Source organism: Streptomyces sp. NPDC045968 (assembly GCF_056430475.1).
The window spans coordinates 65,091-80,100 of the sequence record NZ_JBWKLF010000003.1 but is presented as its reverse complement, the minus strand read 5'-3'; the positions used below and the strand labels follow the sequence as shown (position 1 = coordinate 80,100).

General features: G+C 69.4%; 16 protein-coding genes. 9 read left to right on the top strand and 7 right to left on the bottom strand.

Features of this window, described 5'->3' with window-relative positions; all coding sequences use genetic code 11:
• Nucleotides 1-8: 8 nt before the first annotated feature.
• Nucleotides 9-524: a hypothetical protein gene (locus tag AC07FA_RS09795; protein WP_479074378.1), complete on the bottom strand. Its 516-nt coding sequence runs from the start codon at nucleotides 522-524 to the stop codon at nucleotides 9-11.
• A 251-nt stretch (nucleotides 525-775) separates the two neighbouring features.
• Between AC07FA_RS09795 and AC07FA_RS09790 the strand changes: the two genes are divergently transcribed.
• A complete protein-coding gene (locus AC07FA_RS09790; protein ID WP_033296523.1) occupies nucleotides 776-1,018 on the top strand; it encodes a DUF397 domain-containing protein in 243 nt (80 codons plus the stop codon).
• Nucleotides 1,019-1,119: 101 nt separating this feature from the next.
• Here the strand turns inward: AC07FA_RS09790 and AC07FA_RS09785 are convergent, their stop codons facing one another.
• The gene (locus AC07FA_RS09785; protein WP_479074377.1) at nucleotides 1,120-1,632 is read right to left on the bottom strand and encodes an ATP-binding protein; all 513 of its coding nucleotides are present in this window, start codon (nucleotides 1,630-1,632) and stop codon (nucleotides 1,120-1,122) included.
• A 344-nt stretch (nucleotides 1,633-1,976) separates the two neighbouring features.
• Here AC07FA_RS09785 and AC07FA_RS09780 point away from each other — a divergent pair, with 344 nt between their 5' ends.
• From AC07FA_RS09780 to AC07FA_RS09755, 6 genes are all read left to right on the top strand, one after another.
• Nucleotides 1,977-2,858: a helix-turn-helix domain-containing protein gene (locus AC07FA_RS09780; protein WP_479075161.1), complete on the top strand. Its 882-nt coding sequence runs from the start codon at nucleotides 1,977-1,979 to the stop codon at nucleotides 2,856-2,858.
• A 63-nt stretch (nucleotides 2,859-2,921) separates the two neighbouring features.
• Nucleotides 2,922-4,379: an aldehyde dehydrogenase family protein gene (locus AC07FA_RS09775; protein WP_479074375.1), complete on the top strand. Its 1,458-nt coding sequence runs from the start codon at nucleotides 2,922-2,924 to the stop codon at nucleotides 4,377-4,379.
• A 94-nt stretch (nucleotides 4,380-4,473) separates the two neighbouring features.
• Nucleotides 4,474-5,028: a DinB family protein gene (locus AC07FA_RS09770; RefSeq protein WP_479075159.1), complete on the top strand. Its 555-nt coding sequence runs from the start codon at nucleotides 4,474-4,476 to the stop codon at nucleotides 5,026-5,028.
• Between the two features lie 27 nt (nucleotides 5,029-5,055).
• Nucleotides 5,056-5,697, top strand: a complete 642-nt coding sequence (locus AC07FA_RS09765; RefSeq protein WP_479074373.1) for a PadR family transcriptional regulator — start codon at nucleotides 5,056-5,058, stop codon at nucleotides 5,695-5,697.
• A gap of 80 nt (nucleotides 5,698-5,777) precedes the next feature.
• A complete protein-coding gene (locus AC07FA_RS09760; RefSeq protein WP_479074372.1) occupies nucleotides 5,778-6,725 on the top strand; it encodes an ATP-binding cassette domain-containing protein in 948 nt (315 codons plus the stop codon).
• The gene (locus tag AC07FA_RS09755; RefSeq protein WP_479074371.1) at nucleotides 6,722-7,555 is read left to right on the top strand and encodes an ABC transporter permease; all 834 of its coding nucleotides are present in this window, start codon (nucleotides 6,722-6,724) and stop codon (nucleotides 7,553-7,555) included. Before AC07FA_RS09760 ends, AC07FA_RS09755 begins: the two co-directional genes overlap by 4 nt.
• A 35-nt stretch (nucleotides 7,556-7,590) precedes the next feature.
• On the opposite strand, the gene gad is transcribed toward AC07FA_RS09755, so the two are convergent.
• Nucleotides 7,591-9,018 (bottom strand): glutamate decarboxylase, encoded by a 1,428-nt coding sequence (gad, locus tag AC07FA_RS09750; protein WP_479074369.1) that lies wholly within the window; start codon nucleotides 9,016-9,018, stop codon nucleotides 7,591-7,593.
• 151 nt (nucleotides 9,019-9,169) lie between these two features.
• On the bottom strand, nucleotides 9,170-10,471 hold the full coding sequence (locus AC07FA_RS09745) for an ion channel protein (protein ID WP_479074368.1): 1,302 nt from the start codon (nucleotides 10,469-10,471) through the stop codon (nucleotides 9,170-9,172).
• 106 nt (nucleotides 10,472-10,577) lie between these two features.
• Between AC07FA_RS09745 and AC07FA_RS09740 the strand changes: the two genes are divergently transcribed.
• On the top strand, nucleotides 10,578-11,336 hold the full coding sequence (locus tag AC07FA_RS09740) for a MerR family transcriptional regulator (protein WP_479074366.1): 759 nt from the start codon (nucleotides 10,578-10,580) through the stop codon (nucleotides 11,334-11,336).
• A 45-nt stretch (nucleotides 11,337-11,381) separates the two neighbouring features.
• Here the strand turns inward: AC07FA_RS09740 and AC07FA_RS09735 are convergent, their stop codons facing one another.
• Complete coding sequence (locus tag AC07FA_RS09735; protein ID WP_479074364.1) at nucleotides 11,382-11,747, bottom strand: YbjQ family protein; 366 nt, start codon at nucleotides 11,745-11,747, stop codon at nucleotides 11,382-11,384.
• Between the two features lie 147 nt (nucleotides 11,748-11,894).
• Here AC07FA_RS09735 and AC07FA_RS09730 point away from each other — a divergent pair, with 147 nt between their 5' ends.
• Nucleotides 11,895-12,620, top strand: coding sequence for a DedA family protein (locus AC07FA_RS09730; RefSeq protein WP_479074363.1), 726 nt, complete (start codon nucleotides 11,895-11,897; stop codon nucleotides 12,618-12,620).
• Between the two features lie 18 nt (nucleotides 12,621-12,638).
• Here AC07FA_RS09730 and AC07FA_RS09725 read toward each other — a convergent pair whose 3' ends face one another.
• Together AC07FA_RS09725 and AC07FA_RS09720 are read right to left on the bottom strand one after the other, a co-directional pair.
• Nucleotides 12,639-14,336 (bottom strand): threonine/serine exporter family protein, encoded by a 1,698-nt coding sequence (locus AC07FA_RS09725; protein ID WP_479074361.1) that lies wholly within the window; start codon nucleotides 14,334-14,336, stop codon nucleotides 12,639-12,641.
• Between the two features lie 178 nt (nucleotides 14,337-14,514).
• On the bottom strand, nucleotides 14,515-15,009 hold the full coding sequence (locus AC07FA_RS09720; RefSeq protein WP_185302784.1) for an inorganic diphosphatase: 495 nt from the start codon (nucleotides 15,007-15,009) through the stop codon (nucleotides 14,515-14,517).
• Nucleotide 15,010: the final 1 nt, after the last annotated feature.

The following is a 15,010-nucleotide window of genomic DNA, read 5'->3' as shown; positions in this document are numbered from 1 at the left end:
CCCGGCCGTCAGGGGGTCGGCATGCCCGGCAGGTCGGAGGGAAGCATCGTGCCGTCGGTCTTGGTGAGCGTGTCCTTGGCCCCGGCGTCCCAAGAGACGACGAGGGTCTTGCCGTCGTTGGACTCGACGGACCCCATGGTGCGGTCGGTGTTCCCGCCGGGGCACTTCAGCGCCAGCATCACCTTGCCGTGGTCCTTCACCTCGCCCTGGCAGACGTTCTGTTCGGCGACGAGCGCGACCTTGCCGGAGGTGACGGACAGAGCGACGGCCTTCCCGTCGGTCAGCCCCGCCCAGGTGCCTTCGAGCTCGGAAGCACCGGCGCCGGGCTGCCCGGAGGCCGAGCCGGAGTCGGAGCCAGAACCAGAACCTGAATCGGAGCCGGAATCGGAACCAGAATCGGAACTGCCCGAGCCGCCCTTACGGCCCTCTGCGCCACCGTCGCCGTCACTGCCACAGGCCGTCAGCGCGAGCGCGGCCACAAGGCCCGCGGTGATGATGGCTCCGGTACGTACGAACCTGTCCATGTGGACTTCCCCCTGTTGTTTTTCGGTCGAAAGACCGCGCCAAACTACCAGCGCCGCAGAAGTAACTCCCTTGAGGCGGAGCCGAATAGGCGTGCTGTTCGTCTCCTGTCAGGAGGGCGGGCAGGTGGGGAAGTGAGCTGTAATCAAAGGAACACCCCGCGTGCACGTGCATCTGCTCATGCATTGGCATATGAACACAGCTATGATCCGAGCTAGTTGACACTTGCACCTTGCAACTCGGGGAGCGTCCTGTGCACCACGTGTACAACGGCATGGCAGCCACAGAGCTCCGCGGAGTCGTCTGGCAGAAGAGCAGACACAGCAACTCCCAGGGCTCCTGTGTGGAGTTCGCGAAACTGCCCGGAGGGAATGTGGCGATGCGGAACTCGCGCCATCCCGACGGGCCCGCCCTGGTCTATACGCCGGCCGAGATAGAGGCGTTGCTGCTCGGCGTCAAGGACGGGGAGTTCGACCACCTGGCCGCGGGCGGCTGACCGCCCCGGTCGCTCACGCACTCCCGCGCCCGCGCGCACACCCGCCCACGCCCCTGCCGTCGACGCCCGCTCTACGCGCGTCGGCACGCAGAAGCGCTTTCCTACGCGCCGTCGGCCGTCCCGCCGCCCGGCAGCCGGAACAGCGCCCAGACCACCTTTCCGCGCATCGCCCCCGTGGGCAGCTTCTCCCCGGCCAGTACGGGGGAGGGGTGCCAGCCCCACGAGTCGCTGAAGGACTCCACCAGGAACAGGCCGCGACCCGACTCCGCCGAGTCCGCCGCCTCACCGGCCACCGGACCGGACCGGCTGGGATCGCGCACCGCGCACACCAGGCGGGACGTCCAGTGCATCAGGTGCAGCCGCACGGGCGGGTCCTGCGGGTCCCTGGCGACATCCGCCGGCAGGGCATGACGCAGTGCGTTGGTGACGAGTTCGGACACGACCAGGGCGACATCGTCGAACCGCTCGGTCAGCTCCCACTGGGCGAGCGTCTTCCTGGTGAACTGCCGCGCCCCGCCCACCGCTTCGTAGCGAGCCGGCAACGTGCAGGAGGCCGATCCGGCGACCGCCGAGGGGTCGGTAGGTGGAAGCCCCTGCCGTAACGGCTCGAGCATCGTCGATCCATTCGTCCCCATGCGAGGCACTCCCGGGATTCGCGGCTGTAGCGGCACTGCCTGTAGCGGTACTGCGGGGGGTACAGCGGCACAACACGAACGAGCACGCAGGTGCGCGATGGCCATCGTTCCGAATGCGCAGGGCAGATGCAAGGGCAGATGCACGTGCACGCGCCGGACCTGCCCGACAGCGTGCCGGTTCTTACTCATTTCTTCCCCTGGGCAGATTCGAAGCTTTCTGCAAGTCTTCCCATTTCCGTAATCGAATGAGTACGGGCTGAAGCGTTTTGGTGGCAGAATCCGGCACTCGGGGTTCAGGGGGAACCCCGAGTGTCCGGGAAGCGATGGGGAGGGTTGGACCAGTGCCGGCAGGCGAGTCGAGTGGTTCTGTGGTGCGGCGCATCCTGCTGGGCTCACAGCTCAGACGCCTGCGCGAGTCGCGCGGCATCACCCGTGAGGCGGCCGGCTACTCCATCCGCGCCTCCGAATCGAAGATCAGCCGCATGGAGTTGGGACGGGTGAGCTTCAAGGCCAGGGACGTCGAGGACCTGCTCACGCTCTACGGCGTCGCCGACGAGGTGGAGCGCGACTCCCTCCTCGGCCTGGCCCGTGAGGCCAACGTGGCGGGCTGGTGGCACAGTTACGGTGATGTGCTGCCTGGCTGGTTCCAGACGTACATCGGTCTGGAGGGTGCGGCATCGCTCATCCGGATCTACGAAGTCCAGTTCGTCCACGGTCTGTTGCAGACCGAGGCGTACGCCCACGCCGTGGTCTCCCGGGGTATGCGCGGCGCCCCCGCGGCCGAGATCGACCGCCGGGTCGCACTGCGGCTCGAGCGGCAGAAAGCGCTCGTCTCCGAGCGGGCCCCGCGCTTCCACGCCGTGCTCGACGAGGCGGCGCTGCGCCGTCCGTACGGTGAGCGCGAGGTGATGCGTGCGCAATTGCGGCATCTGATCGATATGTCGGAGCAGCCGAACATCACCCTTCAGGTGATGCCCTTCAGTTTCGGCGGCCATGCGGGAGAGAGCGGCGCATTCACGATGCTGCGATTCCCGGAATCCGATCTGTCGGACCTTGTCTATCTGGAGCAGCTGACAAGTGCGCTTTATCTGGACAAGGCCGAGGAAGTCGCCCAGTACGAAAAGGCCATGATTCGGCTCCATGAGGACAGCCCCGGCCCCGAAGAGAGCCGGGATCTGCTCCGTGGACTTCTTCAACTGACGTGATGTGTACGTACGATGACGTCGTATCAGCCGTGCCGGGAGTCTGCGTCTGCAGTAAGGGATTGCATGTCCTACTTCAATGAACTGGCCCACCAGTACATCGACGGCGAGTGGCTGACCGGCAGCGGCTCGTGGGACATCATCGATATCAATCCCTACAACGGCGAGAAGCTGAGCTCGATCACCGTCGCCACCTCGCTGGAGGTGGACAGGGCCTACCGCGCCGCGGAACGCGCCCAGCCGAAATGGGCCGCGTCCGGCCCGTACGAACGCCGTGCCGTGCTGAGCCGCGCCGTGGACCTCATCGAGGAGCGCACCGAGGCCATCGTCGAGGCGATCATCGAGGAACTGGGCGGCACCCGCCTCAAGGCGGAGTACGAGGTCCGCACCTGCCAGGAGTTCCTGCGCGCGGCGGCCGGTCAGGCGCTGCGCCCCCTGGGCCGGCTGCTGCCCTCACCGGTGGACGGCAAGGAGAACCGCGTCCACCGGGTGCCCGTCGGGGTCATCGGTGTGATCTCCGCCTTCAACTTCCCTTTCCTGGTGACCATGAAGTCCGTGGCCCCCGCCCTTGCCCTCGGTAACGCGGTCGTCGTCAAGCCCCACCAGAACGCTCCCGTCGTCGGCGGCACCCTGGTGGCCAAGATCTTCGAGGACGCGGGACTTCCCGCCGGACTGCTCAACATCGTGGTCACGGACAGCGCGGAGATAGGCGACTCGTTCATCGCGCACCCCGTGCCCAAGGTGATCTCGTTCACCGGTTCGGACCGGGTCGGCCGCCATGTCGCCGCGACGGCGGGCGGTCTCTTCAAGCGGGTCATCCTCGAACTCAGCGGCAACAGCGCCCTGGTGGTGCTGGAGGACGCGGACATCGACTACGCGGTCCAGGCCGCCGTCTTCAGCCGTTTCCTGTACCAGGGGCAGGTCAGCATGGCCGCCAACCGCATCCTGGTGGACCGGGCGGTCGAGGCCGAGTTCACCGAGCGGTTCACGGCCGAGGTGGCCGGTCTCAGGACCGGCGATCCCCGCGATCCGGACACCCGGATCGGCCCGGTCATCAGCGCCTTCCAGGCGGAGGCCCTGACCGCTCTGGTCGACCAGGCGATCGCCGACGGCGCGACGGCGCTCGTACGGGGCCGGACGCGCGGCAACCTCGTCGAGCCGACGGTGCTGGCCGGACTGCCCGAGGGATCTCCGCTGCTGGCTCAGGAGATCTTCGGCCCGGTGGCGCTGCTGGTGCCGTTCGAGGGCGAGGACGAGGCCGTACGGATCGTCAACGACAGCCCGTACGGACTGAGCGGCGCCGTGCACACGAAGGACGTGGAGCGCGGTGTGCGCTTCGCCCGGCGCATCGTCAGCGGAATGTTCCACGTCAACGACTCCACCGTCCAGGACGACCCGCTCGTGGCCTTCGGCGGCGAGAAGATGTCCGGGATGGGCCGGCTGAACGGTGAGGCGGCCGTGGAGGCGTTCACCACGCAGAAGTGGATCTCCATCCAGCACGGGCGCACCCGATTCCCCCTGTGAAACCGAGAGTTGAGGACGGAAGCTGACCGCAAGGGTTCGTAACGTGGTCGGTGTCAGGAAGAAGGACACCGGCACGATCCCCAAGGCGGTCACCATGGTCACTCACGTTCTCTCCGAGGCGCACGGCGACGAGCGCGGCGCACTTCTGTCCTTCGTCGAGGCGCAGCGCGGAGCCATCCGCCGTTCGCTCATCGGCCTCTCCGAGGAGCAGGCCGCGAGCCGTCCCAGCGCCAGCGAGCTCTCCCTGTCCGGGCTGGCCAAGCACGTGGCCGAGACCGAGCTGAGCTGGCTCCGGATGGCCCAGCAGCGGCCGAACGACAAGGCGCGCACCCAGGAGACCTGGGGCGACAGCTTCCGGCTGGTCGAGGGCGAGTCCGTCCCCGGCATCCTCGCCTTCTGGGCGAAGGTCGCGGCGGAGACCGAGGAGTTCATCGCCTCGGTGGACAGCATGAACGACACCTTCCCCCTTCCCGAGGCGCCCTGGTTCCCCAAGGACGGCCGGGTCTCGATGCGCTGGCTGCTCATCCACCTCGTGGAGGAGATCGGCAGGCACGCCGGGCACGCGGACATCATCCGGGAGTCCCTCGACGGCAGGACGGCCTTCGAGCTGGTGGCCCAGGACGCGGGCTACGCTGAGGGCAGCTCCTAGTCAAAGTTGAATAGAAAGAGTGTGGGAATGTCCGCGATCCGGCTGCTGGTCCTCGGTGCCGTGCGTCAGCACGGCCGTGCGCACGGCTATCAGGTCCGCAACGACCTGGAGTACTGGGGCGCGCACGAGTGGTCCAACGCGAAACCCGGATCGATCTACCACGCTCTCAAGCAGATGGCGAAGCAGGGCCTGCTGGTCGCGCACGAGGTCGCCCCGTCCACGGCCGGCGGCCCGCCGCGCACCGAGTACGAGATCACCGACCGGGGAACGCGGGAGTTCCTGACGCTGCTGCGCGAGGCGATCATCTCGTACGACCAGAAGATGGACGTGCTCTCGGCGGCCATCGGCTTCATCGTCGACCTGGAGCGGTCCGAGGCGGTCGCGCTGCTGCGGCAGCGGATCGCGGCCATCGAGGCGTGGCGGACCTCGGTCACCGAGCACTACATCCCCGAGGACGGGCCGGAGCAGCTCGGCCACATCGGCGAGATCATGCATCTGTGGGTGCACTCGGCGGACGCGGGCGCGGAGTGGACGCGCGGTCTCGTCGCCCGGATCGAGGGTGGCGCGTACACCTTCGCGGGCGAGGGCGAGCCGTTCGTTGGGGTGCTCGGTGAGGGCGAGGAGAACCCGTACGCGACCGGCATCCCCGATCCTGGGGATGCCCACTAATCAAGTTTGACGAATGCATGGGCGTGGGATACCTTCCTGCATCTAGTCAAGTTTGACTACGCGAGGAGCTGGGGGAGAACGTGACCGACGCGATCGTCGTAGAAGGCGTTCACAAGCGGTACGGGGACAAGCGCGCCCTGGACGGGCTGGACCTCACCGTCCGCCGGGGCACCGTGCACGGCGTGCTCGGCCCCAACGGCGCGGGCAAGACCACGGCCGTCCGCATCCTGTCGACCCTGCTCAGGCACGACGAGGGACGGGTCGAGGTGGCGGGACACGACGTACGCACCGGTGCGCGCGAGGTCCGGCAGCGGATCGGCCTGCTCGGGCAGCACGCGGCGGTGGACGAGGAGCTGGGCGGCCGGCAGAACCTGGAGATGTTCGGCCGGTTGTACCACCTGGGCGCACGCCGGGCGGGCGCACGGGCGGACGCCCTGCTGGAGCGGTTCGGGCTCGCCGACACCGGCCGCAAGCCCGTCAAGCAGTACAGCGGAGGCATGCGGCGGCGGCTCGATCTGGCCGCCTCCCTGATCACCGACCCGGAGGTGCTGTTCCTGGACGAGCCCACGACCGGCCTGGACCCGCGCGGCAGGGCCGAGGTGTGGAGCGCGGTGCGTTCCCTGGTGGGCGGTGGCACGACCGTCCTGCTGACCACGCAGTATCTGGACGAGGCGGACCAGCTGGCCGACCGCATCTCGGTGATCGACCGGGGGCGGGCCGTCGCGGACGGGACGGCCGACGAGCTGAAGGCGAGGGTGGGCGGCGACCGGATCGACGTGGTCCTGCGTGACGCGGCCAGGCTCGGGGAAGCGGCGGCGCTGCTGGGGGACGGCGTGACCGTGGACGAGGACCGGCGGCTGCTCAACGCGCCCGCCCCGGACCGGATGGCGGCACTGACCCGGACCGTACGGGCGCTGGAGGAGGCGGACATCGAGGCGGAGGACATCGCGGTACGGCGTCCGACGCTCGACGAGGTGTTCCTGGCCCTCACGGAACGGACATCGGACGACGCGGAGGTGGCGGCATGAGCGCGGGTACGGCAACGGCGGCAGCGACGACGAAGGTCACGTCGACAGGCCGCGTCGGCTGGGCACTGGCCGACTCCTGGACGATGACCCGGCGCGAACTGGCGCACTGGGCACGGCAGCCGGTCCAGGTGGTCGTCGGCCTGGTCTTCCCGGTGATGCTGCTCCTGATGTTCAACTACCTGGTCGGCGGGGGCCGGGGAGTCGACGGCGACACCACCGAGTTCCTGGTGCCCGGCATGCTCGCGCTCACCATGGCCTTCGGCCTGGAGGGGACGATGCTCGCCGTCACCCAGGACCTCGGCAAGGGCGTCATCGACCGGTTCCGCTCCATGCCGATGGTCTCGGGCGCCGTCCTGGTCGGCCGGAGCGTCGCCGACATGCTCCAGTCGGTGGCGGCGCTCGCCGTCATGACCGGCGTCGGTTACGCGGTCGGCTGGCGCTGGCACAACGGCCTCGCCGCCGCACTCGGCGCGGTGGGGCTCCTGCTGCTGCTCCGGTTCGCGATGCTGTGGATGGGCATCCAGCTGGCGATGGTGGCGGGCAGGCCGGAGATGGTGCAGGCCGTACAGATCCTGGTCTGGCCGGTGGGCTTCCTCTCCAACGTCTTCGCGACCCCGGAGTCGATGCCGGGCTGGCTCGGAGCGGTCGTCGAATGGAACCCGATGTCGGCGACGGCGACAGCGGTACGCGGTCTGTTCGGCAATCCGGGCGCCGCGGGCGGCACCTGGGCATCGGACCACGCCGAACTCCTGGCAGTGGCCTGGCCGCTGGCGCTGACGGCGGTGTTCCTCCCCCTGGCGGTCACCCGTTTCAAGAACCTGGACAACTGACCGGACGGGCCGCCTCCGGCCCGTCCGTTCATCCCTCAGTGATGGAACGCCGTGGCCGCACCCCGGTCACGGCTCAACGGGTGCCCCTGCGCCCGAAGGTCCGGCAGCAACCGCCGGAGGTCCTCCACCAGCAGCTCCGCGAGATCCGACGAGAACCCGTTCCGGCACACCACCCGCAGCACCGACAGATCCTCCCGGTGAGCCGGAAACGTGTACGCCGGGACCAGCCATCCGTGCTCCCGCAACCGCCGCGACACGTCGAACACGTCGTACGCCTTCACGTCCGGCGCCGTGGTGAACGCGAACACCGGCAACTCGTCGCCCCGCGTCAGGAGCTGGAAGTCCCCCAGGCTCTCGATCGCCTGTGCCACCCCCCGCGCCACATCCCGCGACGCCTGCTGGACCGCCCGGTATCCCTCCCGCCCCAGCCGCAGGAACGTGTAGTACTGCGCCACCACCTGCGCCCCCGGCCGGGAGAAGTTCAGCGCGAACGTCGGCATGTCGCCGCCCAGGTAGTTGACCCGGAAGACCAGCTCCTCCGGCAGCTCCGCGGCCGAACGCCACAGGGCCCAGCCCACCCCGGGATAGACCAGGCCGTACTTGTGCCCGGAGGTGTTGATCGACGAGACGCGGGGAAGCCGGAAGTCCCACACCAGGTCCTCGTCGAGGAACGGAGCCACCATCGCCCCGGACGCCCCGTCCACATGGACGGGGATGTCCAGGCCGGTGTGCTCCTGGAGCTCGTCCAGCGCCGCGCACAGCGCCGCGATCGGCTCGTACGAACCGTCGAACGTGGAGCCGAGGATCCCGACCACCCCGATCGTGTTCTCGTCGCAGAGCTCGGCGGCGGCCTGTGGGTCGAGATGGAAGCGGCCCCCCTCCATCGGGACCTGCCGGGCCTCGACCTCCCAGAACGTACAGAACTTCTCCCAGCAGACCTGCACGTTGATGCCCATCACCAGATTGGGCCGCGCGGTGCCCGGGTAACGGTCGGCGTTCCGCGCCGCCCAGCGCCGCTTCAGCGCCATTCCCGCGAGCATGCACGCCTCGCTGGAACCCGTCGTCGAGCAGCCCACCGCGGCCGCCGGGTCCGGCGCGTGCCACAGGTCGGCGAGCATCGAGACGCAGCGCCGCTCCAGCTCGGCCGTGCGCGGATACTCGTCCTTGTCGATCATGTTCTTGTCGCGGCACTCGCCCATCAGCACCCCGGCCTGCGGCTCCATCCAGGTGGTGACGAACGTGGCCAGGTTCAGCCGCGCGTTGCCGTCGAGCATCAGCTCGTCGTGCACGAGCGCGTACGCCGTCGACGGCGGGACCGGCCCGTCCGGCAGCCGGTGCCTGGGCGGCGCCGACGTCATGGCCGCCGTCGGATCGGCCTCGCCGAAGAACGGGTTGAGGGCGAGCCTGCGCCGCTCCTCGGGGGGTTCGTCCTCGTGCCCGTGGGCACCTTTGTGAAGCGGCATCGGCGGCAGCCCTTCTCGGCTCTCGGCGGCGGTCGGGGTCTGCGCCGGGCGGAACACCGACCGGACATAGACCGCACGAACGCGACGATACGGACATACATCCCAACCGGCGCGTCGAGTGGGCGCCACCGGAGGGCGGCCCCCCGTCACCTCACCTCAGCGGCGTACCGTCCTCGCGCAACTGCATCTGCGGCCGCCCCGTCGCCAGCAGCCAGGCCGGCAGCGAGGCGATGCAGAGCACGGGCAGGACGGTTGTGTCGCTCACCAGCACGGCCGCGGTGAACAGGCTCAGCCAGCCCTGGCGGGTCACGGCCAGCAGGACGCCCAGCACCGCACAGGACACGGCGAGCGCGGGCGGTACGGAATCGACGAGGGTGTTCGCGCAGAGCCCGAGCGCGACTCCGACGAAGACGGCAGGGAAGATCCGCCCGCCCCGGAAGCCGCAGGTCGCGGCGACGACCAGCGCCGCCGTCTTCACCACCGCCATCACGGCGAACTCCCCGGCTGTCCAGTTGCCGGGATGCGCGGCGAGTTCCTTCACCTCCTCAAGCCCCTTGAAGAGCGTGAGGTGGCCGCCCAGGGCCCCCAGCAGGCCGAGCAGCAGTCCGCCCAGCGTCATCGCGAGCACCGGATGCCTCAGCGCTGTGAACAGCCGGTGGGCCACCGGGAACGCGTACACCGCCACCAGTCCGAGCAGCGCTCCCGCGGAGGCGATCACGACCGAGGAGAGCAGGTCGCCCCAGGCGGGCTTCGTGTAGTCGGGCAGTGACAGGTCGAAGCTCGGATGGGCGGTCAGCATCATGGTGAGCGAACCCGCGGCGCCCGCCGCGAGCGGGGCGAAGAGCCGGTCCCAGAGCGCCCCGGGGGCGGGGCGCGAGGCGAGGCTCTCGGAGAGGATCAGCGCCGCGGCCACGGGCGTGCCGAACAGGGCGCCGATGGTGCCGGCCGCCGCGAGGTAGACCCACATCTCGGCGGGCGCCCCGGGCAGCGCACGGCGGCCGAGCCAGAAGGCCAGCGCGATGTTCGCGGCCGTGATCGGGTTCTCGGGCCCCAGACTCACTCCGCCGGCCAGCGCCAGCAGGGTCACCAGGAGCAGCCCGGGGAGGACGCCGGGTGCCATCGGGGTGTCGACCAGCCCTGTGGTGGCCGGATCGGGTCCGGCGTGTCCGTGCACGGTGCGGACGACCAGACCCACCGCCAGGCCGGTGGCGGTGAGCATGACGATCATCCACAGGGAGGAGTACCCGCCCACGCCGAGCGCGTCGGGAAGGGTCTTCCAGAGCACGTCCTTGAGTTCGTCCGCGAGCAGGCTGACGCCGAGCAGTACGAGCGCGGAGACCACTCCCACGGTGAGGGCGGGCACGATGACCAGCAGCAGCCGATGGGCCGGTGTGGGCGCGGGGGAAGGCGATTCGGGGGCCACCGGCTCACCATAACGGCGTAAAAGCCGCATACTCCTCAAAGTCTTCGTCAGGCCGCATGATTTCCCGCTTGCACCTCACGCCACGTCAGGACTCAGGCTGAGGCACGTACCGAGCAACAGAAGGGAGCGGGGGGCCGTGAGCTACTCCGTAGGACAGGTCGCCGAATTCGCCGGGGTCACGGTGCGCACGCTGCACCACTACGACGGAATCGGCCTGCTGTCGCCCAGCGGGCGCAGCCACGCGGGCCACCGCCGTTACGACGACGGGGACCTCGACCGGCTTCAGCAGATCCTGTTCTACCGGGAGCTCGGCTTCCCGCTCGACGGCATCGCGGTCCTGCTCGACGACCCGGAAGCGGACCCGCGGGAACACCTGCGCCGCCAGCACGCGTTGCTGTCCGACCGGATCGCCGCACTGCGGAAGATGGCCGCCGCCGTCGAAACAGCCATGGAGGCGAAGAAGATGGGCATCAACCTCACGCCCGAGGAGAAGTTCGAGGTCTTCGGGGGCAAGGACCCCGAGGCGTACGCGGAGGAGTCCGAACGCCGCTGGGGAGGCACCGAGACCTACGCCGAGTCGCAGCGCCGCGTCGCCCGCTACACCAAGGACGACTGGAAGCGGATGCAGGCGGAGGTCACCGACTGGGGCGAGCGCTACAGCGCGCTGATGGAGGCGGGCGAGCCGGCCACCGGTGAGCGGGCGATGGACCTCGCCGAGGACCACCGGCAGCACATCACGACGTGGTTCTACGACTGCACGCTCACGATCCACCGCGGGCTCGGCGAGATGTACGTCTGCGACCCGCAGTTCCGCGCGTATTACGAGTCGATGAGGCCGGGCCTGGCCGAGCACCTGCGGGACGCGATCAACGCCAACGCCGAGCGCCGGGCGTAACCGCGCCCGTCGGTACGGGGGCGGGGCGCCCCGCCCCCGTACCGCTCACAGCCTGCTGATCACCGCCGCCGTCCCGTACGCGCAGACCTCCGTCCCCACGTCGGCGGCCTCGCTCACGTCGAACCGCATCATCAGCACCGCGTTGGCGCCCCGCGACCTGGCCTGCTCGACGAGCCGTTCCATCGCCTGGTTGCGGGTCTCGACCAGGGTCTTCGTCAGCCCCTTCAGCTCGCCGCCGATCATCGACTTCAGACCGGCGCCGATCTGGCTGCCCAGGTGGCGCGACCGCACGGTGAGGCCGAACACCTCGCCGATCACCTGCGTCACCTGATGCCCGGGAACGTCGTTCGTCGTGACGATGAGCACATCGGCCTGAGCCGCCTGTCCGCCGCCGTAGTCCTCAATGCCCATGGTTGTGGCACCTCCTGCGGACAGCTTTGCCCCGGTTCGCTCCCTGTGCATTTCCGCCTACGCCGTTGGAACCCGGAGGCGCCTCGCAGCGTTGATAGCTTGGGGCGGCCACGCAGCCGCCATCGATCGATCCTGGAGCCCGGACCCTTGAATACGCTTGCGCTCGGCCCGAGCTGGCTGGACCCGGACTATCTGCTCAACACCTTCGGGCTTCCCGGCCTCCTCGCCATCGTCTTCGCCGAGTCCGGACTGCTGATCGGCTTCTTCCTGCCCGGCGACTCCCTGCTGTTCACCACGGGTCTGCTGGTGACGACGGGGGACCTGAAGTACCCGCTGTGGCTGGTCTGCACCCTGGTCGCCCTGGCCGCGATCATCGGTGACCAGGTCGGCTATCTCTTCGGCCGGAAGGTGGGCCCGGCCCTCTTCAAGCGCCCGGACTCCCGCCTCTTCAAGCAGGAGAACGTCGAGAAGGCCCACGACTTCTTCGAGAAGTACGGCCCGAAGTCCCTGGTCCTGGCCCGCTTCGTGCCCGTGGTGCGTACGTTCACGCCGATCATCGCCGGTGTGAGCCGGATGAACTACCGCTCGTTCATCACGTACAACATCATCGGCGGCATCCTCTGGGGCGTCGGCGTCACCGTCCTCGGAGCCATGCTCGGCAAGATCGACTTCGTGCACGCGCACATCGAGCTGATCCTCATCCTGATCGTGCTCGTCTCGGTGCTCCCGATCGCCTTCGAGTTCCTGCGCGCCCGCGGCAAGTCGAAGAAGGAAGCCGCGCGCGGGCAGGACGACCCGGGGCACTCCGGCGGCGGTCCGGCCGCAGGCGGCAACCCCTCCGCAGGCCAGCGCGGCCGGCACGCCAAGCGCTGACCCCGTCGCCGTACGGGCTCAGAAGCCGCGCGTCCGCTTGGCCGCGCGGCGGCCCGCACCGCCGACGGCCCCGGGCACCCGCATGAACAGCCGCGAGATCTCGCTTCCCAGGTTCACCCCGATCGCGATGGCCAGCGCCGTCGCCACCGCGGTCGACAGGGAGGCGAGCCCCGCGTCCAGCTCCCCCTGGGCCACACCCAGCAGACCGAAGTACGTCGCGGAGCCGGGCAGCAGCGGACCGATCGCCGCCGTGATGAACGGCAGCGAAGAGGTGTACTGGTAGCGCGAGAACAACTGGCCGAACAGCCCCACCAGACCGGCCGCCACCGCCGTCGCCGCGACCGGCGAGATGTCGCCCGTGCGGGCCATGGCCCCGTAGATGATCCAGGCCACGCCGCCGTTGAGGGTGACCATGAGGACGGTCGAGCGCTCCTGCTGGAGCAGCAGCGCGAAGGCCAGGCTGAGCGCCATCGACGCCAGGATCTGGAGCACGGGCCTGTCGATGGCCACGAAGCGCTCCTCGGGGTTCAGCCCGACCCCCAGCTGGACGCCCAGATAGAGGATCAGCAGCACCCCGGCGACGATGCCGATGAAGAAGTACATGACTTCCAGGAGCCGTGCGGCGGCCGTGATGTAGTAGCCGGTCAGCCCGTCCTGCACACCCGCTACCAGGGCCCGCCCCGGCAGCAGCGCGAACAGCCCACCGGTGATCACCGCGGACGGGCGGATGTCCGTGGAGTGGGTCATCGTCAGCAGGACGCCCATGGCCGCGGGCGGCATCGCCGCGACCAGGAACTGGTAGAACTCCGGCAGGCCGCGCCCCGCGCAGAGCCACGCCAGCCGGTCGCCGAGCATCGCGCCGGCCGCTGCCACGAGGAAGACCAGCACACCACCGCCCACCAGCACGGATGCCGCACCGGCCAGCAGACCGGCGGCGGCCGTCAGGACCCATCCCGGGTACGGATGCCGGTTACGGCGGATCTCGGCGAGACGCCCGTACGCGTCCTCCAGCGAGACCTCGACGTCCTCGGTCGTGATGTCGTCGACCAGCCGGAACACGGCCGCCAGCCGGGTGTAGTCGGTGCCGCGGCGGCGTACGGTCCGGCTCGCCGTCACCGGGTCATCGACCAGCGACGGCTGGTGAGAGATCGACAGCAGCGTGAAGGTGACGGTCGGCTCGGACCGGTCGAGTCCGTACGAACGCGTCACCGCGAACATGGCGGCCTCGACGTCCTCCGCGCCCTCACCGCCCGCCAGCAGCAGCTCCCCGATACGCAGCGTCAGGTCGAGCACGCGCGGTACGGCGGGGCCGGTGTCATCGGTCCGCTGGATGCTCTCGGGCGCGGGCCGTTCGGTCACCGGCATCCGCAGCATGGTCCGCATCCGGTCCTGCCAGGGGGCCTCCTTGGTCAGCCGGATCATCGGGCTGCCGTGGGCCGGGGTGAAGGCGGGCGGTGCGTGCTGGGCGCTGTAGGCGCGCGGCGGCACGAACGCGGACGTCAGCGTGTCCGAACCGGAACCGGAACCCGTTCCGGGCCCCGAGCCCGATGCCCCCGAAGGGTCCGTGTGCAGACCTGCCGGAAGAGCGAACTCCGATGTCGGATGGTCGTCCTCGACAGGCGCCGCGGGCTGGTCCACGCCCTCAGGTGGCACGAAGGCGCTGCGTGCCTCGTCGGACTGGGGCTTCTGGTCCTCCGGACCGCCCTGTTCCGCCACTACTCGACCTCCATCCCTTCGGCTCGTTTCCTCGGCTGCGCCCAGGGCTCTGTCTCGTGCCCAGTATGGGCACGGACATGGCCCGGGACGCGAAACGGGCGGCCCACCCGTGAAGGTGTGCCGCCCGTTCACCGACCCGCCCGGACCGACTGGCCCGGGCGGAAACGGAAGCGTTGCGTCAGTGCGCGCCGCCCTGCGCCTCAAGACGCTTGTAGGACGCCTCGATCTCGGCCTCGGCCTCGGTGCGGCCGACCCAGTCGGCGCCCTCGACGGACTTGCCGGGCTCCAGGTCCTTGTAGACCTCGAAGAAGTGCTGGATCTCCAGGCGGTCGAACTCCGACACGTGGTGGATGTCGCGCAGGTGCTCCACCCGGGGGTCGGACGCCGGGACGCACAGCAGCTTGTCGTCGCCGCCCGCCTCGTCCGTCATGCGGAACATGCCGATGGCACGGCACTTGATGAGGCAACCGGGGAAGGTCGGCTCCTCCAGGATGACCAGCGCGTCCAGCGGGTCGCCGTCCTCGCCGAGGGTGTTCTCGACGTAGCCGTAGTCGGCCGGGTAGCTGGTCGAGGTGAAGAGTCGACGGTCCAGGCGGATGCGACCGGTCTCGTGGTCCACCTCGTACTTGTTCCGCGAACCCTTAGGGATCTCGATAACGACGTCGAACTCCACG

What these genes read in the sequence shown, in the direction of transcription:
- AC07FA_RS09795 (WP_479074378.1), bottom strand. Translation starts at nt 524, where the DNA reads ATGGACAGGTTCGTACGTACCGGAGCCATCATCACCGCGGGCCTTGTG.
- AC07FA_RS09785 (WP_479074377.1), bottom strand. Translation starts at nt 1,632, where the DNA reads ATGCTCGAGCCGTTACGGCAGGGGCTTCCACCTACCGACCCCTCGGCG.
- AC07FA_RS09780 (WP_479075161.1), top strand. Translation starts at nt 1,977, where the DNA reads ATGGGGAGGGTTGGACCAGTGCCGGCAGGCGAGTCGAGTGGTTCTGTG.
- AC07FA_RS09775 (WP_479074375.1), top strand. Translation starts at nt 2,922, where the DNA reads ATGTCCTACTTCAATGAACTGGCCCACCAGTACATCGACGGCGAGTGG.
- AC07FA_RS09770 (WP_479075159.1), top strand. Translation starts at nt 4,474, where the DNA reads ATGGTCACTCACGTTCTCTCCGAGGCGCACGGCGACGAGCGCGGCGCA.
- AC07FA_RS09765 (WP_479074373.1), top strand. Translation starts at nt 5,056, where the DNA reads ATGTCCGCGATCCGGCTGCTGGTCCTCGGTGCCGTGCGTCAGCACGGC.
- AC07FA_RS09755 (WP_479074371.1), top strand. Translation starts at nt 6,722, where the DNA reads ATGAGCGCGGGTACGGCAACGGCGGCAGCGACGACGAAGGTCACGTCG.
- gad (WP_479074369.1), bottom strand. Translation starts at nt 9,018, where the DNA reads ATGCCGCTTCACAAAGGTGCCCACGGGCACGAGGACGAACCCCCCGAG.
- AC07FA_RS09745 (WP_479074368.1), bottom strand. Translation starts at nt 10,471, where the DNA reads ATGCGGCTTTTACGCCGTTATGGTGAGCCGGTGGCCCCCGAATCGCCT.
- AC07FA_RS09735 (WP_479074364.1), bottom strand. Translation starts at nt 11,747, where the DNA reads ATGGGCATTGAGGACTACGGCGGCGGACAGGCGGCTCAGGCCGATGTG.